Below are 24,693 nucleotides of genomic sequence, written 5' to 3'. Positions count from 1 at the left end.
GTGTCGCCGGGAATCCGTCAGTAGTTCCGGTTCCCGACAGCGGCGCGGGCAAACGCCGGCGGCCGTCCGTTGGCGATCTCGCCGCCGAACCAGGCGCCGAACCCGGCCAGCGCGAGGGCCAGCAGCTCGACGGCGAACAGCCCACCGCCGATGACACGGTCCGTGGCCTGCACGCGCAGCATCGCGATCACCGCGAAGACCACGAGCACGCCCACGTTGATGAGGCTGCGCAGGGCGCCGAGACGGCGGTCCTGCGAACGGCGCGCGAACATCACGTCGGCGGCGCCCGCCACGGCTGCCAGCGCCCCGCCGACCAGGCCGGCGACGATGTTCCAGTAGGCGAGTGCACCGAGAATGTTAGGGCCGCCCAACAAATCGGCCATATCGAACATGACGGCCATGGCGAACAGCCCCAAGGGGAACATCACCAGGATCGGCTGCACCGCCTGACCGGCGACGCTCAATCGGCTCTCCATTCGGTTTCGCCCTTCCTACCTGCACAAACGCAGGCTCGTGATGGCATCCGAGTCTGGCCTACCCGGTCGCTTCCGGGGGCAAACACGTAGGCGACCGCCGATGGGCCGGTGTCGCCAACGTCGCACAGCTTGTACGCAATCTGCAACATGGCAGATTGAGTGATAGCGGACTGCGGGGTGGCGTGCTTCACTTCTTACAGGGCAACAAGGGCGGAGTTGGAGGGAGAGACAAGCAACGGCACCCGGCGGCAAACGGGTGCCGTTGTCTGCCTCTGAGCGCTACTCAGAGGCGGCTTCCTCAGCGGCTTCGTTCGTTGCGACTCGAGCGAGGCGGGAATGGGTCTCTCGCGCCAATGGTGGCTCCACTCCTTCCCTTCTCGCAAGAATCCGTGAAGAGGAGTTCGCCATGCGCACACGGATCTACTATCGCGGGCCGGACGCCCTGGTGTCCGACGATCGGTTCGTCTGGCACCCCACCACTTCTCCGCTGGTCTTCACCATTCCGGATCTTCGCAACGTCGGCCTGGTCCAGGCTCCGGCTCGTGTCCGCCCGTACGCTCCCGCCTTCGCCGTGGTCGCCATCGCCGCGGCCGCCGCCGGCTGGATCCTGCTCCCGGATCCGGCGGTCTACGTCCTCGTCTTCCTCGCCCTGGCCATACCCGCTGTAGCGATGATGTGGCGCGAGCCGGGTCGCTGGGAGTTGCACGCTCAGTACCACGGCACCGCCGTGGTGCTCTACTCCTCCGCCGACCCACGCGTCTTCAACCAGGTGAGCAGGGCTCTGCGGCGCGCCATGGAGGACCGGCGCCGCACCTCCTGGGGCTACGGGCTGGCAGCGGCCTGACCTGGGATTTTGCGAAAACCTCTCGGGTGAGATCTCGAATTGATCAAAACCGCACCTTGCACCTGTCGTTCTGATAGGACAGTAATAGGATGTCCGCGACCTCGCTGGTTGCCACCTGGCAGTCAGCGAGGTGGCTTAAAGAAGCTTAGTCGTTACTAGGCGTCACCAAAACACTTCGACGTTGAAGGACTCATGACCGAGGGTGACTCGCCGACGATCGCGCGCCGGCGCGTGCGTCTCGCGCTTCGTCAGGCGCGCGAGCGGGCCGGACTCACCCAAAATCAGGTCGCCGAGGCGATGGAGTGGTCGCACAGCAAGGTCATCCGGATCGAGAACGGGGATGTCAGCATCTCCCAGAACGATCTGCGGCCCCTTCTGGCACTTCTCGGCGTCAAGGACAAGACGGTGGTCGCCGATCTGGTCGCCGCCGCACGCATCTCCCGGACCCGGCAGCAGGCGTGGTATCAGGCCGCGGAATTCCGCGACACCCTCACCGACGGCATGCGTAAACTGATCGAGTACGAGAGCGAAGCCTCGGAGATTCGCTCGTACTCGATTTATTACATCCCGGGTCACCTGCAGACGCCCGCCTACGCGGAAGCGCTGATGTCCCGGTTCGAGGACGAGCTCTCCGCGGATCAGCGCACGAGGCGTATCGAGGCGAGGAACAAACGCCGCGAGGTCCTGGAGACCCGCCCGGTGACGTTCCTGCTGATGGTGGACGAGTCGGTGCTCCGCCGCACCATCGGCGGCCCGGAGGTCTTCGCGGAGCAGCTCCGCCACCTGAAGCGGCAGGCCGAGAGCGGCTACGTCCGCATCCGCATGGTGCCGTTCTCGCTAGACGCGTCAGTGACCAACAATGCCAGCTTCGACCTGCTCCAACTGGGTCAGGGCGAGGTGCTCTACCGGGAGACCGGTCTCAATGACGAAATGATCGAAGACCGGGAGGCGATCGCGAAACATCGCGCTCGTTACGACCGGGTCTGGCGCGAAGCCGCTGGTGAGGAAGACACGATCCAATTCATCGAACGGCAGATCAAAGAACTGGAACGCGGAAATACACGAGCCGCGCCTCCGGAAAATACATAAATCACCGAGAAACGTTTCGAGAGGTCCCCGATGGAAGAAACCAACGTGCCCGCCTGGCGGAAGAGCAGCCGCTGCGGAACGTCGACGTGCGTCGAGGTCGCCAAGGTTGAAGATCAGTACATGATCCGCGACTCGAAGAACCCCGAGGCCCCTGCTCTCAGCTTCACGCAGGCCGAGTGGGATGCCTTCGTGGAGGGTGTGGCCGCGGGCGAGTTCCGCTTCTGAAGTCGTTCGGTCGCGCCCGCTCTGACTGTGGGGAGAATTCAGAGCGGGCGGGTCCAAAGAATTCACAAAACAGATTAATAGCAATAAATAGGCGACGCAGAACTCCCATTCGGTGAGGAAAGCGTCGTTTTTCATTTTCACTCATGTAACCGTCCGGCCGGTCCCGGGTCCCTCGCCTAACGTGGATTCCGAACCGTCACGGAGGTGTACAGAAATGATCAAACCGACGGAAGAGCCCCGTTGGCGCCGAAGCGGTCGATGTTCCCACGGCGCCTGTGTCGAGGTGGCCCGGCTCGCGGACCGGTTCCTGGTCCGCGACTCGAAGAACCCCGGCACGATGCCCCTCAGCTTCCCGGTGAAGCAGTGGGACGCATTCGTGGCAGGAGTCAAGGCGGGAACCTTCGGTTTCTGATGACTCACCTTCCTCTGGTGGACCCCGGCGCCGCGGGCCGAGCGCGGCATACTGCAGTGGTGGACGGCAAACCGGGTGCCACCGAGACCGACCGCTTCGCCTCTCTGCACGAGGCGGCCGAATCCCTGCTGGACGAGCTCTCCGCGCGTTTCCAGGTGGAGCGCCGGGAGAGCAAGGAACCGCTCGGGCTCGACGACGCGCTCGTGCGGACCGTCCGGCTCATCCCCCGCATGCCGACCGCCGCCCCCCTGGCGGTCCACTTCACCGAGCCCGGGCTGGCGCTCCGGTTCGGCCGATGGTGGTGGGAGTCATTGCCGGCATGTGCCTGTGAGACCTGCGACGAGGACCCCGCCGTCCTGGCCGAACGGCTGCGCATCCACATCGACGCGCTCATCGAGGGCGGGTTGTGGGAGCGCGTACGCCGAGGATTCAGCGGGTCCTGGTTCGAGACCAGGCTGATCGGAACGGGCGTCAGATTCGACCGGGAGGGGCCGCTGTCCGCGGCCGGAGCCCGGGACGCCCGCCGCGGTGGTTTCGCCGCGGCGATCCAGTGGGCGCCCTGGCAGCGCCGTCGCCTCTGACCGTCGTCACGGGCGGGTGGCCGGCCGGGTCGCCCGCCCTCGGCACGACCTCACGATTCTGGATACCGTGGGCGGAGAAAACGCTCTCACCTACGCACGGAGTCATCGTTTGAGTACGGTCGAGACAGCAGACCTGCGGGCCACCACCCGATCGGTCTACATCACGTTCATCTTCCTCGGCGTCGCCATGGCCAGCTTCGCCGCCCGCATCCCGCAGATCCGCGACCACCTCGGGCTCACCCCGTCCGGGATCGGCCTGGTGCTGCTCGCCATCGCCGCCGGGTCGATCACCTCCCTGCCGCTGGCCGGGCACCTGGTCCACCGCTTCGGCTCCCGGGCCATGGTCGGCACGATGGCCGTGCTGCTCGGCGTGGCGCTGGCCGGCGCCGCGATCGGCTACCAGTACGGTGTCGTCCCGATCGTCATCGCGCTCTACGTCTACGGCTTCTCCACCGGCGCCTGGGACGTGGCCATGAACGTGCAGGCCGCGGTGGTGGAACGCCGTCTCGGCCGGTCGATCATGTCGCGGTTCCACGCCGGCTACAGCGTGGGCACGGTCGCCGGGGCACTGGCCGGCGCCGGCGCGGTCAAGGCCGGGCTGCCGGTCAGCCAGCACGTGGTCGCCGCCTGCGTCCTGGTCGTCATCGCGGTGGTGATCGCGGTCCGTGGGTTCATCCCCGACGAGAGCGCCGCCGAAGAGGGCGCCGACAAGGCCTCCGGTGGCGCGCTGGCCGCCTGGACCGAGCCGCGGACCCTGCTGATCGGGCTGTTCGTGCTCGCCTTCGCACTGACCGAGGGCGCCGGCATCGACTGGATCAACATCGCGCTGATCGACGACCACGGCACCGACGCCTCCATCGGCACCCTCGGCTTCGCGCTGTTCCTGGCCGCGATGACGATCGGCCGCTGGTTCGGCCCCAACCTGCTGGACCGCTACGGGCGGGTGCCGGTGCTCCGGCTCCTGGCCGTCACCGGGCTGGCCGGCCTGCTCGTCTTCGTGTTCGGTCCGCATCCGGCGGTCGCCTTCGCCGGCGCGCTGCTCTGGGGGCTCGGCGCGTCGCTCGGCTTCCCCGTCGGCATGAGCGCCGCCGCCGACGAGCCGGCCAAGGCGCCCGCCCGGGTCGGCGTGGTCGCCTCGATCGGGTACTGCGCATTCCTCGGCGGCCCGCCACTGATCGGATTCCTCGGCGACCACTTCACGGTCTCCCGCGGTCTACTCGCCGTGGCGATGCTGCTGGTGCTGTCACTCGCGCTGACCCCGGCACTCCGCGAACCGGCCGACGCTCGGTGATCACAGGACGGCTCCGGGCGTACACCCGTGTCTTGATTGTTGATCCGGGGTCTTCTGGCCCTTTGAACCATTGACGGTAGTATCTGCGGGCTTTGCCTTCAACGGGGAGGAAGACCCACGTGCGTAAAACAATTCCGGCCGGTGTCCTGATAGCGCTGGCTCTCATGGTTCCGGCAGCGCCGGCGGCGGCCTACGCCGACCCGACCGGGCTCAACGCGTCCTGCCAGACGGTGGAACGCAAGGTGTACAAGGACATCCGTACGCTCATCACCATCGATCTCGACGCCGCCTCCGACACCGATGTACAGGTGCTGACCGCCCAGATCCTGACCGTGGCGAAGGCCGACTCGTTGCCCGTGCTGGCCGAGGCGATCCAGAAGAAGCTGAACGACCCCGAGGCGGACCTGCGGGCATTCCTCAAGACCGGCGTGTTCCAGGCATGGAAGGTTTCGCTGCGTATCGCGGTGGGCCAGACGATGACCGGCGCCGGCCCCAAGGTCGATGCGGCAGCGCAGAAGGTGCTCGATTCCGAGGGTCTCGACCCCTACCTGGTCTACCTCAACGAGGAGCTGTACGCGGCGCGCGCGCTCGACTGCGCGGCTCAGCCCTCGCCGAGCCCGAGCGTCAAGCCGAGCGTGACGCCCAGCGCCACGACGACCTCTTCCACCTCTCCGTCCGCGACCGCCAGCCCTGTCGCCACCGGCGGCGAGGAGGGCGACGGCGAAGGCGGCGGGCTGCCCGTGACCGGCGCCAACGTCGGGATCGTGGCCGGCGTCGGCGGGGCGCTGCTGCTCCTTGGCGGTGCGGGCTTCCTGATCGGACGTCGCCGGCGGGCCCGCTTCGAGGCGTAAGCCAGCAGAAAAGGAGAACCCCCAGGTCACTGACCTGGGGGTTCTTTCTGAGCCGCCTGACGGAATCGAACCGTCGACCTACGCATTACGAGTGCGTCGCTCTAGCCGACTGAGCTAAGGCGGCAACGATCAGAAGTGTACTGCATAGACGGACGCCCTCTCACCGGGGAGGATCGTTCGGTGACCATCGTTCCCCGACAGCCTCTCGACGAGTCCGAAGCAGGTGTGCCGAATCGGCCACGGAGCCTCGATCCGCAGGAAATCGGGTTCACCCGGAAGGGGCCGATCGGCTGGCTCGCGCCGTTGCTGCTGCTCAGCACCGGTCTGCGGACGCTCCTGCATGTCCTGTTCGGGGCCTACCTCGACAAGCGGGAACTGCAGAACGCGCTCGACGGTGACGTCTTCGATCACTCGGCCACGGCCACCGATGAGCTCTGGCTGGACTACGTGGCCGACCTCGGGGACGGGTTCGACGCCACCTACTCGGTCGCCTACCTACTGGCGCAGGACGAGTTGGAGGTCGACGGTGAGCGCCTGCCGCGCGGCCGGCTGCTGCTGATGGGCGGCGACCAGGTGTATCCGGTGGCCAGCGGGGACGGGTACGAGAACCGGATGAAAGGGCCATACCGGGCGGCACTGCCCGAGGCTCCGGCCGGCGCACCCCGGCCCACGCTGTTCGCGCTGCCCGGCAACCACGACTGGTACGACGGGCTGACCGCCTTCCTGCGGCTCTTCGCCCGGCGCAAGGACGGGCACATCGGCGGGTGGCGCACTGAGCAGCGGCGGTCGTACTTCGCGGTCAAACTGCCGGGGAACTGGTGGCTCTTCGCGGTGGACGAGCAGTTCGGGGCCTACATCGACGACCCGCAACTGCTCTACTTCGAGCGGGCCGCCGAGCACGTCGGGCCCGACGACCGGGTGATCCTGATGACTCCCTCGCCGACCTGGGTCAAGGCACGGCAGGATCCGGATGCGTACGACGCCGTCGACTACTTCATCCGCACGATCCTCGGGCCCACCCAGGCACAGGTACGGGTGCTCGTCTCCGGCGACCTGCACCACTACGCGCGCTACTCCGGCGAGGACCGGGAGCTGATCACGTGCGGTGGCGGTGGTGCGTACACGCTGGGCACGCAGAACCTGCCGGACCACCTGATGGTGCCGCCGAAGGAGACGCTCGCCCGCAGTCGCAGCCGTAGCCGGCGCTACGAGCGGACGGCGACCTTTCCCGACTCGAAGACCTCGTGGCGGCTGGGCTGGGGCGTCTTCCACCGGGTGCCGCACCGCAACCCCGGGTTCGCCACCATGCTCGGCATCATCCACACGCTGACCATGCTGGCCCTGGCCGGAGCGGTCAGCCAGGGCGGCAACATCCAGCGGCTGTTCAGCATCCCGCTGGTCGCGATGCTGATGCTGATCATGGCGGGCACCGTGCTGTTCGCCAAGCCGGACGGGCACGTACGCCATTGGGTGCTCGGCGCGGCGCACGGCCTGAGCCAGATCGCGCTGGTCATCGGCGGCACCTGGGTGTGGGAGCAGTTCCCGTTCCGCAACTGGCAGTGGCCGGGCCCGCTGGCCGTGGCCGCCATCGCCTACGGACCGCTGATCGCGATCGTCTCCACCCAGCTTCTCGCGCTCTATCTGCTGGTCGCCGCCCGCTTCGACGTCAATGTGAACGAGCTCTATGCCGGTCAGGGCATCGAGCACGCGAAGAGCTTCCTGCGCCTGCACATCAACGCGGACGGCGTGCTCACCATCCACCCGCTCGGTGTCCAGCGGATCTGCAAGGACTGGGAGGCCGACCCCGACGGGGAGCCGCACGCGCCGTGGATACGGCCGCGAACGCCTCTCACCGTGCACCGGATCGAGCCGCCGATCACAGTTGTCTGACGCCCACGGTCAGGGTGTGCGCGATCCCGACCGCCCACCGGGTTCTTCAAAGCGACCAGCCGGGCGGCCACGACCCCACGCGCGACCTCAGGCCGGGGCGTCACCGGCGTTGTAGTGGGCGTCGTGCGCCTGACGTGGCGCGCAGACCGATGCACGGCTGCACGAGCAACGCGAGCCGTCGGCATCGAGCCGGACCACGACGGAGTCCTTGGGGACACTGTGCGCCACGACTCGCCCATCACCCTCCGGCGTCGTCACCCGCGTGCCGATGGCCGGGGCCGACGCCTGGAACTGCTGGTAGAGCGGGTGCTCATACTTCAGGCAGCACATGAGGCGCCCGCATGCCCCGGAGATGCGCAGCGGGTTGAGCGGCAGATCCTGGTCCTTAGCCATACGGATCGTGACCGGCTCGAAGTCGGTCAGGAACGTGGCGCAACAGAGATCACGGCCGCACGATCCGATGCCGCCCTGAACGCGCGCCGAGTCACGCGCGGAGAGCTGGCGCAGCTCGACCCGGCAGTGCAGGGTCGCCCCGAGGTCGCGGACCAGTGATCGGAAGTCGACACGGTGCGGAGCCGTGAAATAGATGGTGGTGCGTGCGCCGCCGTTGCCCGGCTGGTCCAGCACGTGATCGACGGCGACGACCTTCATCGGCAGGTCATGGGCCTTGATCAGCTTCTTCGCGGCGACCTTCGCTTCAGCCTTGCGCTTACGCAGGGTCTCGTCACGCTGGAGATCCTGATCGGCGGCGAGCCCGACGACCTTGGGGAACCCGTCGGTTTCCTCGTCGACCCATTGCGGCGCCCAGACGCACTCCGCCACCTCGGGACCGTCATCGGTCGGGACCAGAACACGGTCGCCGACAGCCGGGGTGAAACCGGCGGGATCGAGGTAGTAGAGGCGGCCGTACCGGTTGAAACTGACCGCGCACAGCATGCCCATGCGACCAACCCTACGACGGTTGGCAAGCCGCACCAAATGCCGGATTTGAACTACCCGCGCGGGTTGTCGCATAGATACCACGCAACCGGACTTATCGACCCTCGTTGGCCAGTCCCGTAGACGCCTACGCCTCGAAAGGACCAGTCATGACTCCCGCCCGCTCGGTGACCGCCAGTGTCGTAGCGCTCGGGTTGGCGGGTGCACTGAGCGCTCCCGCCGGGGCCGGGCATGATCTGAGCGCCTCCGGAGTCTTGAACGGCCCACGCGCTGTCGAGGATCGGGCCCCGGCGCTCGACCTCGCCTCGGCCCACTTCTCCGATCCGGCCCTCACCTCCAAGCCGGCCGTTCCGTCCGCACCACATTCCTCGTCCGCATCTCGATCCTGTGACCGGCCGGCAGACTACGCCGCCCAATCCGCCGCCGAAGTCCTCCGCATCGACCGGCTGGACCTCGGCGCGGCCGGGAAGAAGACCTCGGCGGGTACGGGCGAAGCCGCCTCCCTCTCGACCCGGGAGCGCGGTGGCGCGGCGCCGGCAGTGCACGGAGTGGGGCTCGGGGAGGTCCGCGCCGTGCTGATCGCGAAGGGCCCGGTGAACTCGGCCGGCGCGGCACGGATCCTGAACGGGAAAGTGGCCGGATCCAAGGAGCGGAACGATCAGGTGGTCCAGAAAGCGCCTCCGGTCAATCCGAAAGGGGTGACTCGGCGTACCGGATCGAAGAGGTTCGGCCCGGTACAGGTGGGTGCGGGAAGCCTCAGCGCCCGCGCGACATGGGCACATGGCATGGACTGCGGAAACGCCGCCGGTGACACCTCGACGGCCTCCGCCGGGATCACCCGGTTCACGATCGCCGGAGGTGGCAACGGTTCCCTGGTCCGGGTGCCGGAGAAGATCACCAGCCGGACCAGCACCGCCCTCCGGCTCCGTGGCGGCGCCCCGCAGTCGGTCGGTTCGGCGACGATCTCCGCAGGCCGGATCAGTCTGGTCGACAACGAGGTCCGCCTCCGCGTGTTGCAGGCTCCGGAACTGCGGGCCGCCATGACCTCCACGGGACAGAGCCGGGTCGACTACCGGGCCCCCGTCGTCGAGGTCAGCGGCAGGAACGGCAAGAAGACCCGCCTCAGTACGCCGGGTGAGCACATTGATATCACGCTGAGTGACGAAGTGAGACCTTTGGAGTCGATGCCGCCGAGGCTCGACACGATCGGGGGCCTGCCGTTGCCGAAGGTCTCCGGCCTTCCGGTGGCCGGCACTCCCGAAGTCACCCCCGCGCCCGATCCCAAGCCGGGATCCACGCTGCGCATCACGCTGGGCAAAGTCCGCCAGTCGACCGGGAACAACGCCGTCGCGGCCCGCGCCACAGCGATCCGGGTGACGCTGACACGCAATGTGGACAATGGCGACGGCCACGCCGCGAATGCACCGTCCGGTGTGGTCGCCGATCTGGGTATCGGCATGTTGGAGGCGGCCGCGGTGGCCCCGAGCGGAAAGGTGTCCGGCCGTTCCGGCGGCACCGGACAAACGTCGTCGCAGCCCGGCAGCCCGGTTCAAGGCAGCCTCGCCGGTAACGGCAACGCCGGTCACGACAAGACCGGTCACGACAACACCTCTGGCCATGTCAACACCGGGCATGGCAAGACCGGTCACGGCAACGCCGGTCACGACAAGACCAGTCACGACAACACCTCTGGCCATGTCGACACCGGGCATGGCAAGACCGGTCACGGCAACGCCGGTCACGGCAACGCCGGTCACGGCGCCACCCCCGGCCACGGCGCCTTCGACCAGGACGGCGCTTTCGGCCGAGGCGGCACGCCGGGTTCGGGGGCCGCCTCGGCCGGTAAAGCGGCACACACCGGCGCCCTCCCGGTCACCGGCGCCCGCGTGGTCTCCCTGCTGCTCGCCGGCTTCGTGATGATCGTCGCCGGAGCCGCCGCCATCATTCTGGGCTCCCGACGCCGGAAACGCTCCTGACCAGTCCACCGCACCGCCGGCACCGCCGGCACCGCCCGCACCGCCGGGAGGCGGACACATGACGGCCGGACCGTGACCGCGAGGGTCTCGGCTTCTCGCGAGTCGCCCCCACACCGACCCGACCGGTCGTGGGGTCAGACAGGCAGCGGGCTCTGCAGGTCGGCGGAGCCTGCCAGAAGGCCCTCGGCCTCGTCGTAGCCGTCGGCGACGGTTCGCAGGAGGCGGGCCCCGATCGCTGCGGCCGCGTCGGCCTGGTCAGTGGGTGGGGAGTCGCCGCTGGTGAGGACGATCGCCTCCGTGGAGACCATCACCTCGGCCAGGACGGAAGCCAGGCCGGCACGGATGCCGAGCATCCAGCCGATGAGGGAGTCGGCCAGATCTGCGGTCGCGGACATGCGGTGGCCGAGGCTGTCGGGGCCGCCGTTGAGGAGCTCGGCGGCACCCCGGCGGGCCGTCTCGTAGGCTTCCGCGGCTTCACCGGTCCAGCTCGTGGCCAGCGGGAGCGCGTCGGCGAGATCCGCATACGCCCGGGCGTCGGCCCGCAACTCGGGGGCGGCATCACGGATCGCCGCGGGACGCAGAGCCGCGACCGCACGGGCCGCGTCACCGGGAAGCAGGCGCACCCGGCGCAACTCCCGCCAGACATCGTGCCCGCCAGGGGCCCCGATCCCGGAGAGCACCTCGTCGACCCGATCGAGCAGAGGACGGGCGACAGTGAGCAGTTCGTCGAGTCGATCCATCATCGGCCTCGCGGCAGACCAGGCGGTCCGACCGCAACGGCACGACCCGTCAGCGGCCCCGCGGGAAGATCACGGAGACCACCTCGGCCATCGGATACGGCACGACCATGACGGCCCGAATCCCGCAGGCGGGCGACGGAGTCCATGACGGAACGTGCCGCCCCGGGCGGCGCCGCACAACCCCCGGACACCCACCCCTCACCCGTCCCGGGCAGCGCCGTGCAACCCTCGAAGACCCATCCCTCACCCGTCCCGGGCAGCGCCGTGCAACCCCGGGAGACCCACCCCTCACTCGTCCCGGTGTGGAGTTGAACCTTCCGGGACCGGTGCCGGACCGACGTCTTCGGCGCTGGCGGAGACGCCGCGTTGCCGCGGATGTCACCGACAGTCGGCGGCAGACCGCGGCGGGAGGTGGACCGGGCCGCGTGGGCGCCGGTCATCGGAGGGTCCGCTGAGTCGGCTCGGATGACGGGCCGGGCATCAGTGGCCTCGCTGGAAGCGGCGTTGGACCAGGTCGTCGGTCTCGATGTAGGCGTTCTCGCCGGCTCGGACGGACTGGGCGATCTCGGTCAGTCTCGCGGATGCGCCGGAGGCCTCTCGAGCTCGGGCGGACAGGGTCGCGGACCAGCCGGCATACAGGGCGCGGCCGATCCGGCCGGGGCGACCGGTGTCGTCGGCGCCGAACTCTGCGGCGCCTGGCAGCAGCTCTGGCAACCGACGGTCCATGATGGCCAGCGCCGCGGCGGCATGGTCGATCTGGTCAGCGAGTCGGTCCACTTCAGTGCTCCTCCAGGGTGCGGAACGATCCGAACACCTCACCGTGCAATTTCTCCCTGGCCCAGCGGGCGGCCTTGGCCGCGCTGGTCACCACGGATCTGATCTCACGGGCGAACTCGGCCGGCTGACGATGGTGCAGTGAACCGTGCACGCGAACGTCCACGATGTCCCCCTTGGCGGTGACGACCACCTCGATGGACTGGTCCGGAGAGTGCACCGACACGGTGTGGGTGGCGATGGCCTTGTCGAAGTCGGCACGCAGGTCCTCGATGCGCCGATATCGATCGATTGCCTCGTCGATCCACGCCTCGTCGATCTCGCGGGCCATCCATGGCTCCTCACCGCGCGTCATGTCGCCGTCGCGTTCCGGGTTGAGACCGTACCCGCTTCGGTCACCGTCCCGCTACGGGCCCGACTGTCCCCTGTGGATAACTTCCGACAATGACACGGAGAGTTACCTGATGCTAACTCCTGAGTTACCTTCCGTGATCAACAGCGACCGGGAGCGGCTTCTGTCGGAGGGCCGCAATACGATCGTCGGGTGACTCCGCATGACGTCTTCTCCGAGCTGGTGGGCCAGGACGAGCCGGTCGACGCGCTGCGCCGGGCCGCCGCGGCTGCCGCCCGGACCGTGGCTGGTGAGCCGGGTGGTGGCGGCATGACCCACGCGTGGATCTTCACGGGCCCACCCGGGTCGCGGCGCACCGTGGCCGCGCGGGTGTTCGCCGCGGCGCTGCAGTGTCAGCGCGGCGGGGCCGGCTGCGGGGAGTGCCACGGGTGCCACACCACGCTGGCCGGCACGCATGCCGACGTGCAGGTGGTGACGACCGAGGGTCTGACCATCAAGACCGAGGAGACGCGGGCGGTGGTGCTGCGGTCGGCGAGCGCGCCGACCGGCGGCCGATGGCAGGTGGTGATCATCGAGGCGGCCGACCGGCTGCACGAGCGGGCCAGCAACGCCCTGCTCAAGGCGATCGAGGAGCCGTCTCCGCGGACGGTCTTCCTGCTCTGCACGCCGTCGGTGCATCCGGACGACATCCTGGTGACGATCCGGTCCCGGTGCCGTCTGGTGTCGCTGCGGCAGCCGCCGTCGGCGGCGGTGGCCGACTTCCTGGTGCAGCGCTTCGGGGTGGCGCCGGAGCGGGCGGGCTGGGCGGCGGCGGCCTCGCAGGGCGACGTGGAGCGGGCTCGGCAGCTGGCCGCCGACCCGGAGGCTCGTGACCGCCGCGAGGAGGTGCTCTCCGTTCCGCGCCGGTTGACCAGCATCGGTGCCTGTTTCGACGTGGCGGCCAAGCTGGAGGCGTCGACGAAGACGGAGGCGGCCGACGCGGTGGCCGAGCTGGACGTCACGGAGCGGGCGGCGCTGGAGCGGGCGCTCGGGGCGGGTGGCACCGGCCGGGGCGCGACGGGCGCGATGCGCGGCGCGGCCGGCCAGTTGAAGGAGCTGGAGCGCAATCAGAAGCTGCGGGCCACGCGGGCGCAGCGGGACGCGCTGGACCGGGCTCTGCAGGATCTGATCGGTTTCTATCGGGATGTGCTGGTCACGTCGATGCGGGCGCCGGTTCCGGTGGTGCACGGCGATCTCACGGCGGTGTCGACGGCGGCCGCGGAGAAATGGTCGCCGGAGAGCACGCTGCGCCGGCTGGAGGCGGTGCTCGCCTGCCGGGAGGCCATCGACAAGAACGTGAAGCCCCAGGTCGCCCTGGAGGCGATGATGGTGACCCTCTGGAAGGGCTGAGTCCGGAGGGCGCCACGGTCGTGCCGGCGGACGGGCCGGCACGACCGTGACGCGGTCAGCGGCCGAGCAGGAAGGTGTTCCGCACGGACTGGTAGGCGAGCTTGGGCTGGAGATCCTCGGTGTACGGAGTGGCCGAGCCCTGGCCCTCGAAGACTCCGGGCACCCATGAGTACCGGTCGGTGAAGCCCCAGACGGTGTAGGACACGCAGTGCCGCGCGAGCAGACAGGCTTGCAGGAGAGTGCTGAACCCGTACGCCTGGGCCTGCTCTTTGGTCGGGTCGACGGGGAGGATCATGCGCACGTCGACCTCGGTGAAGGCGGTCTGCACGCCGAGCGCGTCGAAGCGCCGCACGTTGTCGAAGACGCTCGCCGGGAAGCCGTACTGGACACCGAGGTGGCCCTGCATGCCGTACCCGTGGATCGGCACGCCCTGTGACCGCAGCCGCTTGGTGAGGGCGTAGTAGGCGTCGCTCTTCGCGTTGACGCCCTCGTTGTTGTAGTCGTTGAGGTAGAGCTTGGCCTTGGGGTCGGCCTCGTGTGCCCAGCGGAACGCGTCGGCGATGTAGCCCGGACCGAGGGCCCGCAGCCAGATCGTGTCACGCAGGGTGCCGTCGTCGTTGAAGACCTCGTTCACCACGTCCCACTGGTAGACGCGGCCTTTGAAGTGCCGGACCTGGGTCTTGATGTGGTCGCGCAGGATCTGCCGGAGCTCGGCCGGGGTGAAGGCGTCCTCGGTGAGCCAGGCCGGGTTCTGGTTGTGCCAGACCAGCGTGTGCCCGCGGACGACCTGCCCGTTGGCGCGAGCGAAGTCGACGAGGCGGTCGGCGGGGGCCCAGTCGTAGCGGCCCTGTTCCGGTTCGATCGCCTCCCACTTCATCACGTTCTCGGCGGTCACCGAGTCGAACTCGCTCGCCACGATGGCCCGGTAGTCGGCGTCGGAGGCGAGCGCCGACATGTCGACGGCGGTGCCGATCCGTACTCCGCTGCCTCGGGCCGCGGCTCGCAGGGTGTCGTCGTCCGCGCCGGCGACGGCCGGTGCGGCGCTGCCGACAGCGGTGGCCAGCGCCAGCGCGACGACGGCCAGGACGTTACGTCGGGTAGCCATCTCGTTTCTCCCGAAAGTTTCGGCGATGTTTCGGTGTCAGGGCGCAACGCTAGGCACACACACCGACGTCGGTCAATGGTTGACTGCGGAACGACGTCGATTTACGTTACGGGCACTCGACCGCCCGGTTTCCGAAAGTTTCGGAGTGAACATGTCGACTCGACGCGAGATCCTGGCCTTGGCCTCCGGCGCGGCGGTGACCGCCGTGGCTCTGCCCACCCCGGCCGACGCGGGTGGCCGCACGGACGGCTGGGCCGCGACCTGGGCGGCGGCGCCGACGACGATCCCGCCCGGCCCACCGCTGGTGCTGACCGACCGGACGGTGCGGCAGGTGGTGCACACCAGCGTCGGCGGCGACCAGCTCCGGATCCGCCTGACCAACGAGTTCGGCGCCACCCCGCTGCACGTCGGCGAGGTGCACGTGGCGATCCGGGCGGGCGGTGGAGCGAGCACGGACGCCCGGCCGGGGACCGACCGGCGGGTCACCTTCAGCGGGCAGCGATCGGCCATCGTGCCGGCCGGAGCTCCGCTGGTCAGCGACCCGGTCGGGCTGTCGGTGCCGGCCGGCACCGACCTGGTGATCAGCCTCTACCTGCCCGGGCGCACCCCGGTCACCACGCTTGCGGCGTTCGCCTTCCAGGAGAACGCGATCGCCGCCGGCAACGTCACCGCGGCCGGCCGGATCACCCCGGTCGACACGATCACGCAGTACCTGTTCCTGTCCGGGGTGAGTGTGCGGGGCCGGGCGGGCACGGTGGTCACGTTGGGCGACTCGATCACCAACGGCGCCAACACCGAGACGAACGCCAACCACCGCTGGCCGGACCTGCTGGCAGCCCGGTTCCGTAGGGCCCGCATCAACCTCGGCGTGGCGAACGTGGGTGTCTCCGGCAACCGGCTGCTGCACGACCCGAACCCGCCCGCGGGCGACCCGGCCGAGGCGTTCGCGGCCTACTTCGCGCAGAGCGCCCTGCGCCGATTCGACCGGGACGTGCTGGCCCAGCCGGGCGCCACGCACCTGGTGGTCCTGCTCGGGGTGAACGATCTCGGTCATCCGGGGACTGTCGCCCCGCCGAGCGAGGTGGTCGGGGCGGACGACCTGATCACCGGGCACCGGCAGTTGATCGCGCGGGCACGGCAGGCCGGCCTGCGGACGCACGGCGCCACGATCCTGCCGTTCAAGGGCGACACGCTGGGCTTCTACACCCCGGAGAACGAGCGCAAACGGTCCGCTCTGAACCGCTGGATCCGGACGTCCGGCGAGTATGACGAGGTGATCGATTTCGACGCCGCGGTCCGGGATGCGTCCGACCCGCTGCGCCTGGCCACCGCCTACGACAGCGGCGACCACCTGCACCCCAACGACGCCGGGATGGCCGCGATGGCCGCCGTCATACGACTAGGCGGGTTCCAGCACTCCTGACAGCCTCTCGATGACCGCGCCGGCGATCTCGTCGGCCGGGCGGGACGCGTCGAGCACCAGGTAGCGCTTGGGGTCGGAGGCGGCCAGGTCGAGGAACGCATACCGGACCCGATCGTGGAAGGCCCGGGACTCGCTCTCCAACCGGTCGGCGCCCTCGCCCCGGGCGTCCACCCGGGTCAGCCCGACGCCCGGGTCCACGTCGAGCAGGACGACCAGGTCGGGCTTGAGGCCGCCGGTCGCCCACGCGGAGAGCCAGGACACCTCCTGGACCGGCAGGGTGCGCCCGGCGCCCTGGTAGGCCAGCGAGGAGTCGACATACCGGTCACTGATCACCACGGCGCCCCGGGCCAGGGCCGGCCGGACCACCGTGGCGACGTGGTGTGCCCGGTCGGCGGCGTAGAGCAGCGCCTCGGCCCGCACCGACGGGGCCTCGGTCTTGTCCCGGTCGAGCACCAGCCCTCGGATCCGGGACCCGATGTCGGTGGCCCCGGGCTCGCGGGTGACGACGACGTCGCGCCCCTCCGCCTTGAGCGCCTCGGCGAGCCGGGTGACCTGGGTCGACTTGCCGGCGCCCTCTCCGCCCTCGAACACCACGAAGACGCCGGAGCGGGTGAACTCCTCCGGCGGGGAGAGCGGGCGTCCGCGCAGCGAGCCGAGCAGGTCGGCGAGCACCGGGACACCCTTCTTGTCGTCCATCTGCCGGAACGAGCCGATCCCGACCCAGATGCCGACGGCACCGGCCACCAGCAACAGCACGCGGGTGGAGGAGATGTCGATGTGGAAGGCGCCGAACTCGACGCGCCGGGAGCTGCCGAGGCCGACCAGGATCCCGGCGAGCGTGATGGCCAGCAACAGCACGGTCCGGACGCCGATCTGGACGACCGCGAAGACCCGGCCGCGGATGGCGTCCTCGATCTCGCCGTAGAGCATGGTGGTGCCGGCCAGGAACGCCATGCCCGCGCCGGCGCCGACCATCAACGCGCCGAGCAGGGCGATGGACAGGTGGAAGGCGAGACCGAGGAACATCACCGAGCCACTGGCCAGCACGATGCTCATGCCGAACCAGCGCCGCCGGGACAGATCCTTGACGATCATCGGGCCGAGGCCGATGCCGAGCGCGAGGCCCATGAAGATGAATCCGAAGAGCAGGGAGAACGCGGCTTCACCGGCGCCCAGGGAGTACGCGAAGGTCCGCGCCGCGCCGATCACCACACCGCCGGCCGCGAAGGCGCCGAAGATGCCCAGCACCAGGCCCCGGACCAGCGGGGTGGTGCCGATGAACTTCCACCCCTCCAGGAACTGGCGGGTCATGCTCTGCTCGGCGGCCTTCTCCCGCTCGGGACTCTTGCCGCCGATCTCCCGGATGCCGAAGAAGACGACGATGGCGGTGGCGAGCCGGGCGAACGCGTTGATGTAGAGGGCGATCTGCACCGGCTGGGCCCAGTCCGGCAGCGAGGCCCCGGACTGCTGGAGACCGGCGGTGAGTCCGGCGAGCGTCAGCGCGGCGAGGATCGGCGTGATCCCGTACGTCGTGATCAGGGTCAGTTGGTTGGAGATCTCGATCTGCGATTTCGGGATCAGGTTGGGAACCGCGGCCTCCTTGGCCGGGATCCAGATCAGGGTGATCGTCTCGCCGATGAGGGTGGCGATGGTCGCCCAGGCGAAGGTCTGCCCCGGGGTGGCGCCGAACAGAGGGGCGAGCGGGATCGAGCCGTAGATGACGAACCGCAGAAGGTCGATTGTGACCATGATGTGACGCCGGTCGAACCGGTCGGCGAAGACACCGGCGATCGGGCCGAGGAGCAGAGCGGGCAGCAGGCGCACCGCGATGGTGCCGCCGAAGGCCGCGCCCTGCGCCGCCGTGTTCTGGAACTGGGCGGAGGCGAACAGGGCGGTGGCGAGAAGACCGATCCAGTCGCCGAAGGAGGCGGCCGAGAGCACCAGCCACAGCCGGCGGAAGCCTCGCAGGCGCAGGACCGAGCGCAGGGCCGCCACACCGCTGAGGTCGACGGGCCCCGGGTCCTGCTGCGTGTCCGTGTTGATGGCCCTACCTCCCGTGGTCAGTGCTCGGAGCACTGTAACCGGCCACTCCCACGGGTTGGGGGCAACCACGATCGGGTGGAGCAGAGATGAATGTCTTTCGTGTTACCCAGGTCACGGGATACCGTGCTGACGTGCTCACTGACCGCATCAGCCTGCGCGAGCGACTCGACAAGGCGACCGGCCATCTGGAAACCCCGATCGCGGTGATCGACCTCGCCGCCTTCGACGACAACGCGGAGCGCCTCGCCGCACGCGCGGGTGACAAACCGATACGTGTGGCGAGTAAATCGGTGCGCTGCCGAACACTGCTGGAACGGGTGCTGAGTCGTCCCGGCTGGCACGGTGTGATGGCCTACACCCTGCCCGAGGCGCTGTGGCTGGTCCGTTCCGGCGTGACCGACGACGTACTGGTGGCATACCCCACCGTCGATCGCGCCGGTCTGCGGGAGCTGACCACGCACCCGGAGCTGGCCGCCGCGATCACTCTCATGGTGGACCATCCGGCACATCTGGACGTGGTGGATCAGGTGGCCGCGCCCGGTGCTCGTCCGGCCGTACGCCTATGTATCGACCTCGATGCCTCCTGGCGTCCCGCCGGGCCTCTGCACATCGGCGTGCGCCGGTCCCCGATCCATTCGGCCGCGCAAGCGGGCGCCCTGGCCGGCAAGATCGCCGAGCGGGACGGATTCCGGCTGGTCGGGGTGATGTGTTACGAGGCGCACATCGCCGGAGTCGGCGACGACCCGCCCGGTCAGGCGCTGCGGGGCCGGGCCATCCGCATGATGCAGAGCCGGGCCTTCCCCGAGCTGCGGGACCGGCGTGCCGCGGCGGTACGCGCGGTCCGGGAGCACGCCGACCTGGAGTTCGTGAACGGCGGCGGCACCGGCAGCGTCTCCGCCACCAGCGCCGACCCGGCCGTCACCGAGGTGACCGCCGGCTCCGGTCTCTACGGTCCCGCGCTCTTCGACGGCTACCGCAGTTGGCGACCCACCCCGGCGGCGCTCTTCGCGCTGTCCGTGGTGCGCCGCCCGGCCCCGCGGATCGCCACGGTGCTGGGCGGCGGCTGGATCGCCTCGGGCGCCCCCGAGGCGTCCCGTCTGCCCGTTCCGTGGCTGCCCGAGGGGCTGCGGTTCAAGGCCGACGAGGGCGCCGGCGAGGTGCAGACCCCGCTGCTGGGCGAGGCCGCCGAGCGGCTGCGGCCCGGCGACCGGGTGTGGTTCCGGCACGCCAAGGCCGGCGAGCTGTGCGAACACGTCAACGAGCTGCAACTGGTCGACGGTACGACGAGCACGCCGGCCCTCACCTACCGCGGAGAAGGCCGTGCCTTCCTGGGGTGATCGGCTGTCAGGCCGAGACGTGGCGGTGCAGATACTCTCTTATCAACGCCTTGGCCTCGGTCAGCACCGACTCGTCACCCGTGGGGTCACGGCGGAACGCCAGCTTGATCAGCGCGTCCGCGGCCTCGACCGAGATCTGCAGGGCGAAACGCAGACGGCCCCGATCGGCCAGCTTGAACTGCTCGATCAGCAGCTCGGCCAGGCGCTCGGCGATGACCGCGTTGTTGTCGCGGTCGGAGTCGAGCAGATGCAGATCGACGACGTCGCCGAAATGCAGCGTCCGGAACCCGGGAACGCTGCGGTGCATGTGGATGTAGGCATCGATCGCCGCATCGACCGCATCCCACCAATGGGTGAAGGTCTCGCTGGCGAATCGATCAGACAGACTCTGCAGGTAAGCGTCCATGTTGCGCAGTGCGAGCGCCTGGACGATGGCCCGCTTGTCCGGGAAGAACTGGTAGACCGAGCCGATGGCGACCTCGGCGCGCTCGGCGAGCAGCGTCGTGGTCAACCCCTCATAACCGACCTCGTCCACCAGCTCAGCGCATGCGTCGAGCATGCGCTGCACCCGGGCAACGCTTCTGCCCTGCACCGGAACCCGCCTCAGCGGTCCGGTGCTGACGGTTGGTGTCGACACGCGTCGCCACTCCCTCTCAGCAGTATTAAGAAGAACGTTACTCGGATCAACGAGCGAGGCGCATCGACGGGACGCCGGGTGACGGTGTCCGCTCGGACGGAGGACAAAGGCCGGAATGACTACACCCGTTAACGCCCGCCGCTGGACCAACTGGGGCCGCAATCAGGAGTCGATCGCCGAGGTGCTCACCCCCGGCACCATCGACGAGGTCACCACTGGAGTGAAGCAGGCCACGGAAAGCGGGCGGCGGATCAAAGTCGTCGGGAGCGGGCACTCGTTCACCGCCATCGCGGTCGCCGACGACCAGCGGATGTTCGTGCACCGGATGGCCGGGCTCGTCGCCGTCGACGGAGATCTGGTCACCGTCCAGGGCGGGATGACGCTGTCCACCTTGAACGTCGTCCTCGCCGAGCACGGGCTGGCCATGCCCAACCTCGGCGACATCGACGCGCAGACCGTCGCCGGGGCGATCTCCACCGGAACGCACGGGACCGGCATCGCGTACTCCACGCTCGCCTCCAGCGTCGAGGCGTTGACGCTGGTGACCGGAACTGGTCAGGTCGAGCGCTACACCTCCGATGCGCCCGAGTTTCCGGCGGTGCGGGTCGGGCTGGGGGCCCTCGGTGTGATCGTCGAGGTGACCCTGCGCTGCGTCCCGGCGTTCACCCTGCTGGCTGACGAGCGGCCGATGCCGCTCACCGACGTGCTGGCCGGACTCGACGAGTGGATCCCGGAAAACGACCACGTCGAGTTCTTCTGGTATCCGTACACGGATCGGGCGCAGCTCAAACGGAACCGGAAGGTGACCGAGAACGATCGACCGCTGAGCCGGTTCCGTGGCTGGCTCGACGACGAATTCCTCTCCAACACCGTCTGGCAGGGCATCTGCGCGCTGGGACGGCGCATCCCGGCGACGGTTCCGGCGCTGAGCGCCATCTCGGCACGCGGCCTCAGCGCGCGGACGTACACCGGCCGGTCCGACGAGGTCTTCTGCTCACCGCGCAAGGTCAAATTCACCGAGATGGAGTACGAGGTACCGCGCGCCGCCCTACCCGAGGTCCTCGGCGAGCTCGAGAGGATCTTCGCCCGGCTCCCGTTCAAGGTGCAGTTCCCCGTCGAGGTGCGGTTCACCGGGCCGGACGACATCTGGCTGTCGCACGGATACGGCCGCGAGTCCGCCTACATCGCCGTGCACCAGTACATCGGCGCCCCGTACGAGCCGTACTTCCGGGCCGTCGAAGAGGTCTGCACGGCTCTGGGCGGCCGGCCGCACTGGGGGAAGCTGCACTACCGGGATGCCGGGTCGCTGCGGACGGCGTACCCCCGCTTCGACGACTTCCTGGCCGTGCGGGACCGCCTCGACCCCCACCGGGTCTTCGCCAACGACTACCTGAACCGCGTCCTCGGCGCCTGAGACGAGGCCGGCTCTCAGGGCTGCCCCCGGATGTCCGGGAGACAGCGCCGAGAGCCGGCTCGCACTCACTCGGCGGCGGTGGCCGCCTTGCGCGGCGCGGCCCGCTTCGCCGGGGCCGCCTTCTTGGCCGCGGTCGTCTTGGCGGCGGTCGTCTTCTTCGCGGCGACGGCTCGCTTGGCCGGGGCCTTCTTGGCCGGGGTCGCCTCGCCGTCGGTCTTCGGAGCGGCCTTCTTGGCCGGCGCCCTCTTCGCGGCGGTCTTCTTGACCACCGGGCCCTTGGCCCGCTTGTCCGCGATCATCTGGGACGCCTCGGCCAGCGTGATCTCTTCGGGCTTCTGGTCCCGGCGCAGCGTCGCGTTGAACTCCCCGTCGGTGACGTAGGCCCCGAACCGGCCCTCCTTGATCACCAGCGGCTTCTCGCTGACCGGGTCGGCGCCGAGCTCACGCAGCGGCGGTTTCGCGGCCCGTGCCTGGCGGGTCTTCGGCTGCGCCAGCAGCTCCAACGCCTCCGCCAGGGTGATCGTGAGCAGTTGGTCCTCACTACCCAGCGACCGCGAGTCCTTCTCCCGGGAGATGTACGGCCCGTACTTGCCGTTGCGGGCCACGATCTCGTTGCCCTCGGGGTCCTTGCCGACGATCCGGGGCAGCTTCAGCAGATCGAGCGCCTGCTCGAGAGTGAGAGTCTGCGGCGACTGGCTCTTGAACAGCGACGACTTGCGCTCGCCGGCCGACACGTAGGGCCCGAACCGGCCCGACTTGACGGTCACCTCGTCACCGGTCACCGGATCGTCGCCGAGGACCCGGTCGCCGTTGCCCGCCAGGAACAGCTCCTCGACCCGTTCGGGAGTCAACTCGTCGGGAGCCACACCCTCCGGGAGCGAGGCCTTGTCCTCGGGCGCGTCCTCGCCACCGTCGACCGCCCGGCGCTGGAGGTAGGGACCGAACTTGCCGACCCGGACGACGACCCGGCGGTTCTCCTCGTCGACGAAGAGCGGGATCGAGTTGACCTCACGGGCGTCGATCGCGCTGAGGTTCTCGGTGACCATCTTCTTCAGACCACCGGACCGGGCCACCTCCTCGCCCTCGTCACTGCCGAAGTAGAAGGCGGTGAGGAAGGCGAGCTGGGTGCCGTCACCGGCCGCGATGTCGTCGAGCTGACCCTCCATCGCCGCGGTGAAGTTGTAGTCGACCAGCCGTGGGTAGTGCCCCTCGAGCAGGCCGATCACCGCGAACGCCAGGAACGACGGGATCATCGCCTGGCCACGCTTCTCCACGTAGCCACGGTCCTGAATGGTCTGCATGATCGACGAGTACGTGGAGGGACGGCCGATGCCGAGCTCCTCCAGCGCCTTGACCAGCGACGCCTCGGTGTACCGCGCCGGGGGTGTGGTGTGGTGACCGGTCGCGTTCAGCTGGTCGGCGGTCAGCGGCTGGTCCTTCACCAGGTTCGGCAGGCGGCGCTCGGCGTCGTCGGACTCGGCGTTCTCGTCGTCGGAGGACTCCACGTAGGCGCGCAGGAAGCCCGGGTCGGTGATCGTCTTGCCGGAGGCGGCGAAGTCGGCCTCCTCGCCCGCGGCGGTGGTCGCGCGGATCCGGACACTGATCGAGTTACCGACCGCGTCGGTCATCTGCGAGGCGATCGTGCGGCGCCAGATCAGCTCGTAGAGCCGGAACTCGTCGCCACTCAGCTCCTTGGCCACCTCGCCCGGGGTACGGAAGTTGTCCCCCGCCGGGCGGATCGCCTCGTGCGCCTCCTGGGCACCCTTGGCCTTCGTCGTGTACTTGCGCGGCTGCGGCGGCACGTTGCCCGCCCCGTACAGCTCGGCGATCTGCCGGCGGGCGGCGGCCACCGCGGTCTCGGAGAGGTTCACCGAGTCCGTACGCATGTAGGTGATGAAGCCCTTCTCGTACAGGCTCTGCGCGGTGCGCATCGTCTGCTGCGAGGAGTACCGCATCTTGCGGGCCGCCTCCTGCTGGAGCGTGGAGGTGATGAACGGCGCGTACGGCCGGCGGCGGTACGGCTTCTCCTCGACCCGGGTGACCTGGAACGGGCGGCCCTCCAGACGGGCGGCCAGCCCGCGGGCGCCGTCGCCGTCCAGCTGCACCGAGGTGGAACCGGTCTTGAGCTGCCCGGTGGTGGGCTCGAAGTCCTTGCCCGAGGCGATCCGGTCACCGTTCAGCGCGATCAGCGTGGCGTTGAACGTGCGAGGGCCCTCGACCTGACCCTGAACGGCCAGGTGAGCGAGGATGTCCCAGTACTCCGCGGAGCGGAAGGCCATCCGCTGGCGCTCGCGCTCGACGACGATGCGGGTCGCGACGGACTGCACCCGTCCGGCGGAGAGCTTCGGCATCACCTTCTTCCACAGGACCGGGCTGACCTCGTAGCCGTACAGCCGGTCCAGGATGCGGCGCGCCTCCTGGGCGTCCACCAGGGCCCGGTCGATGTCACGCGGGTTGGCCACCGCGGCCTGGATGGCCGGCTTGGTGATCTCGTGGAAGACCATCCGCTTGACCGGCACCTTGGGCTTGATCGTCTCGACCAGGTGCCAGGCGATCGCCTCGCCCTCGCGGTCCTCATCGGTGGCGAGGAAGATCTCGTCGACCTCCTTGGCCAGCCGCTTCAGCTTGGCGACCTGCTGGCGCCGGCCCTCCGAGATCACATAAAGCGCGTGGAAGCCGTTGTCGACGTCGACGCCGAGTCGTGCCCACGGCTGGCCCTTGAACTCCTCGGGGACCTCGTCGGCGTTGCGCGGCAGATCACGGATATGGCCGACGGAGGCCTCGACCAGATAGTCGGGACCCAGGTAACCGGCGATCGTCTTGGCCTTCGACGGGGACTCGACGATGACCAGACGGGTCGTCCTGGCGTCACTCGGCACGGCACTCCTTATTTGGCCTCAGCACT

22 protein-coding genes and 1 tRNA gene are annotated in these 24,693 nt (G+C 69.2%); 13 read left to right on the top strand and 10 right to left on the bottom strand.

Annotated features, from left to right (window positions below; translation table 11 throughout):
* Positions 1-17: 17 nt before the first annotated feature.
* Positions 18-464, bottom strand: coding sequence for a DUF2231 domain-containing protein (locus tag ACQPZW_RS01805; RefSeq protein ID WP_433793102.1), 447 nt, complete (start codon positions 462-464; stop codon positions 18-20).
* Between the two features lie 418 nt (positions 465-882).
* On the opposite strand from ACQPZW_RS01805, the gene ACQPZW_RS01800 reads away from it, so the two are divergent.
* The 7 genes from ACQPZW_RS01800 to ACQPZW_RS01770 all read left to right on the top strand — a co-directional run bounded on the left by ACQPZW_RS01800 (position 883) and on the right by ACQPZW_RS01770 (position 5,769).
* On the top strand, positions 883-1,320 hold the full coding sequence (locus tag ACQPZW_RS01800; RefSeq protein ID WP_433793101.1) for a DUF6232 family protein: 438 nt from the start codon (positions 883-885) through the stop codon (positions 1,318-1,320).
* A gap of 192 nt (positions 1,321-1,512) precedes the next feature.
* Entirely contained in the window at positions 1,513-2,409 is an 897-nt protein-coding gene (locus tag ACQPZW_RS01795; RefSeq protein ID WP_433793100.1) for a helix-turn-helix domain-containing protein, read from the top strand.
* Between the two features lie 30 nt (positions 2,410-2,439).
* On the top strand, positions 2,440-2,634 hold the full coding sequence (locus tag ACQPZW_RS01790; protein ID WP_433793099.1) for a DUF397 domain-containing protein: 195 nt from the start codon (positions 2,440-2,442) through the stop codon (positions 2,632-2,634).
* Between the two features lie 214 nt (positions 2,635-2,848).
* Positions 2,849-3,046 carry a DUF397 domain-containing protein gene (locus tag ACQPZW_RS01785; protein WP_433793098.1) on the top strand — a complete coding sequence of 66 codons (198 nt, stop codon included), beginning with the start codon at positions 2,849-2,851 and terminating at the stop codon, positions 3,044-3,046.
* Positions 3,047-3,105: 59 nt separating this feature from the next.
* Positions 3,106-3,627, top strand: coding sequence for a DUF6226 family protein (locus tag ACQPZW_RS01780; protein WP_433793097.1), 522 nt, complete (start codon positions 3,106-3,108; stop codon positions 3,625-3,627).
* Between the two features lie 109 nt (positions 3,628-3,736).
* A complete protein-coding gene (locus tag ACQPZW_RS01775) occupies positions 3,737-4,918 on the top strand; it encodes an MFS transporter (protein ID WP_433793096.1) in 1,182 nt (393 codons plus the stop codon).
* Between the two features lie 164 nt (positions 4,919-5,082).
* Complete coding sequence (locus ACQPZW_RS01770) at positions 5,083-5,769, top strand: LPXTG cell wall anchor domain-containing protein (RefSeq protein WP_433793095.1); 687 nt, start codon at positions 5,083-5,085, stop codon at positions 5,767-5,769.
* Positions 5,770-5,819: 50 nt separating this feature from the next.
* On the opposite strand, the gene ACQPZW_RS01765 is transcribed toward ACQPZW_RS01770, so the two are convergent.
* A tRNA-Thr gene (locus ACQPZW_RS01765) sits at positions 5,820-5,893 on the bottom strand.
* 56 nt (positions 5,894-5,949) lie between these two features.
* Between ACQPZW_RS01765 and ACQPZW_RS01760 the strand changes: the two genes are divergently transcribed.
* On the top strand, positions 5,950-7,659 hold the full coding sequence (locus ACQPZW_RS01760; RefSeq protein ID WP_433793094.1) for a metallophosphoesterase: 1,710 nt from the start codon (positions 5,950-5,952) through the stop codon (positions 7,657-7,659).
* 87 nt (positions 7,660-7,746) lie between these two features.
* On the opposite strand, the gene ACQPZW_RS01755 is transcribed toward ACQPZW_RS01760, so the two are convergent.
* On the bottom strand, positions 7,747-8,601 hold the full coding sequence (locus ACQPZW_RS01755) for a PSP1 domain-containing protein (protein WP_433797388.1): 855 nt from the start codon (positions 8,599-8,601) through the stop codon (positions 7,747-7,749).
* 146 nt (positions 8,602-8,747) lie between these two features.
* Here ACQPZW_RS01755 and ACQPZW_RS01750 point away from each other — a divergent pair, with 146 nt between their 5' ends.
* Entirely contained in the window at positions 8,748-10,574 is a 1,827-nt protein-coding gene (locus ACQPZW_RS01750; protein ID WP_433793093.1) for a hypothetical protein, read from the top strand.
* A 134-nt stretch (positions 10,575-10,708) separates the two neighbouring features.
* On the opposite strand, the gene ACQPZW_RS01745 is transcribed toward ACQPZW_RS01750, so the two are convergent.
* The 3 genes from ACQPZW_RS01745 to ACQPZW_RS01735 all read right to left on the bottom strand — a co-directional run bounded on the left by ACQPZW_RS01745 (position 10,709) and on the right by ACQPZW_RS01735 (position 12,419).
* Positions 10,709-11,317: a hypothetical protein gene (locus ACQPZW_RS01745; protein ID WP_433793092.1), complete on the bottom strand. Its 609-nt coding sequence runs from the start codon at positions 11,315-11,317 to the stop codon at positions 10,709-10,711.
* Positions 11,318-11,794: 477 nt separating this feature from the next.
* On the bottom strand, positions 11,795-12,091 hold the full coding sequence (locus tag ACQPZW_RS01740) for a hypothetical protein (RefSeq protein ID WP_433793091.1): 297 nt from the start codon (positions 12,089-12,091) through the stop codon (positions 11,795-11,797).
* A 1-nt stretch (position 12,092) separates the two neighbouring features.
* Complete coding sequence (locus ACQPZW_RS01735) at positions 12,093-12,419, bottom strand: YbaB/EbfC family nucleoid-associated protein (protein WP_433793090.1); 327 nt, start codon at positions 12,417-12,419, stop codon at positions 12,093-12,095.
* 213 nt (positions 12,420-12,632) lie between these two features.
* Between ACQPZW_RS01735 and ACQPZW_RS01730 the strand changes: the two genes are divergently transcribed.
* On the top strand, positions 12,633-13,829 hold the full coding sequence (locus ACQPZW_RS01730) for a DNA polymerase III subunit delta' (RefSeq protein ID WP_433793089.1): 1,197 nt from the start codon (positions 12,633-12,635) through the stop codon (positions 13,827-13,829).
* Positions 13,830-13,884: 55 nt separating this feature from the next.
* Here the strand turns inward: ACQPZW_RS01730 and ACQPZW_RS01725 are convergent, their stop codons facing one another.
* Complete coding sequence (locus ACQPZW_RS01725) at positions 13,885-14,934, bottom strand: endo-1,4-beta-xylanase (RefSeq protein WP_433793088.1); 1,050 nt, start codon at positions 14,932-14,934, stop codon at positions 13,885-13,887.
* 151 nt (positions 14,935-15,085) lie between these two features.
* On the opposite strand from ACQPZW_RS01725, the gene ACQPZW_RS01720 reads away from it, so the two are divergent.
* Positions 15,086-16,357 (top strand): SGNH/GDSL hydrolase family protein, encoded by a 1,272-nt coding sequence (locus ACQPZW_RS01720; RefSeq protein WP_433793087.1) that lies wholly within the window; start codon positions 15,086-15,088, stop codon positions 16,355-16,357.
* Here ACQPZW_RS01720 and tmk read toward each other — a convergent pair.
* Positions 16,334-18,325, bottom strand: a complete 1,992-nt coding sequence (gene tmk / locus ACQPZW_RS01715) for a dTMP kinase (RefSeq protein WP_433797387.1) — start codon at positions 18,323-18,325, stop codon at positions 16,334-16,336. The two genes, ACQPZW_RS01720 and tmk, sit on opposite strands and share 24 nt — an antisense overlap.
* Positions 18,326-18,531: 206 nt before the next feature.
* Between tmk and ACQPZW_RS01710 the strand changes: the two genes are divergently transcribed.
* Positions 18,532-19,737 carry an amino acid deaminase/aldolase gene (locus ACQPZW_RS01710; protein WP_433793086.1) on the top strand — a complete coding sequence of 402 codons (1,206 nt, stop codon included), beginning with the start codon at positions 18,532-18,534 and terminating at the stop codon, positions 19,735-19,737.
* A 7-nt stretch (positions 19,738-19,744) separates the two neighbouring features.
* Here the strand turns inward: ACQPZW_RS01710 and ACQPZW_RS01705 are convergent, their stop codons facing one another.
* Positions 19,745-20,374, bottom strand: a complete 630-nt coding sequence (locus ACQPZW_RS01705) for a TetR family transcriptional regulator (RefSeq protein ID WP_433793085.1) — start codon at positions 20,372-20,374, stop codon at positions 19,745-19,747.
* A 115-nt stretch (positions 20,375-20,489) separates the two neighbouring features.
* Between ACQPZW_RS01705 and ACQPZW_RS01700 the strand changes: the two genes are divergently transcribed.
* On the top strand, positions 20,490-21,788 hold the full coding sequence (locus ACQPZW_RS01700) for a D-arabinono-1,4-lactone oxidase (protein WP_433793084.1): 1,299 nt from the start codon (positions 20,490-20,492) through the stop codon (positions 21,786-21,788).
* A 65-nt stretch (positions 21,789-21,853) separates the two neighbouring features.
* Here the strand turns inward: ACQPZW_RS01700 and topA are convergent, their stop codons facing one another.
* Positions 21,854-24,667: a type I DNA topoisomerase gene (gene topA, locus ACQPZW_RS01695; protein ID WP_433793083.1), complete on the bottom strand. Its 2,814-nt coding sequence runs from the start codon at positions 24,665-24,667 to the stop codon at positions 21,854-21,856.
* Positions 24,668-24,693 lie beyond the last annotated feature (26 nt).

It is taken from the genome of Actinoplanes sp. CA-252034 (assembly GCF_050956125.1).
Classification (GTDB): domain Bacteria; phylum Actinomycetota; class Actinomycetes; order Mycobacteriales; family Micromonosporaceae; genus Actinoplanes.
Note: the sequence above shows the minus strand (reverse complement) of the source record. Positions and strands in the feature narration are given on the sequence as shown.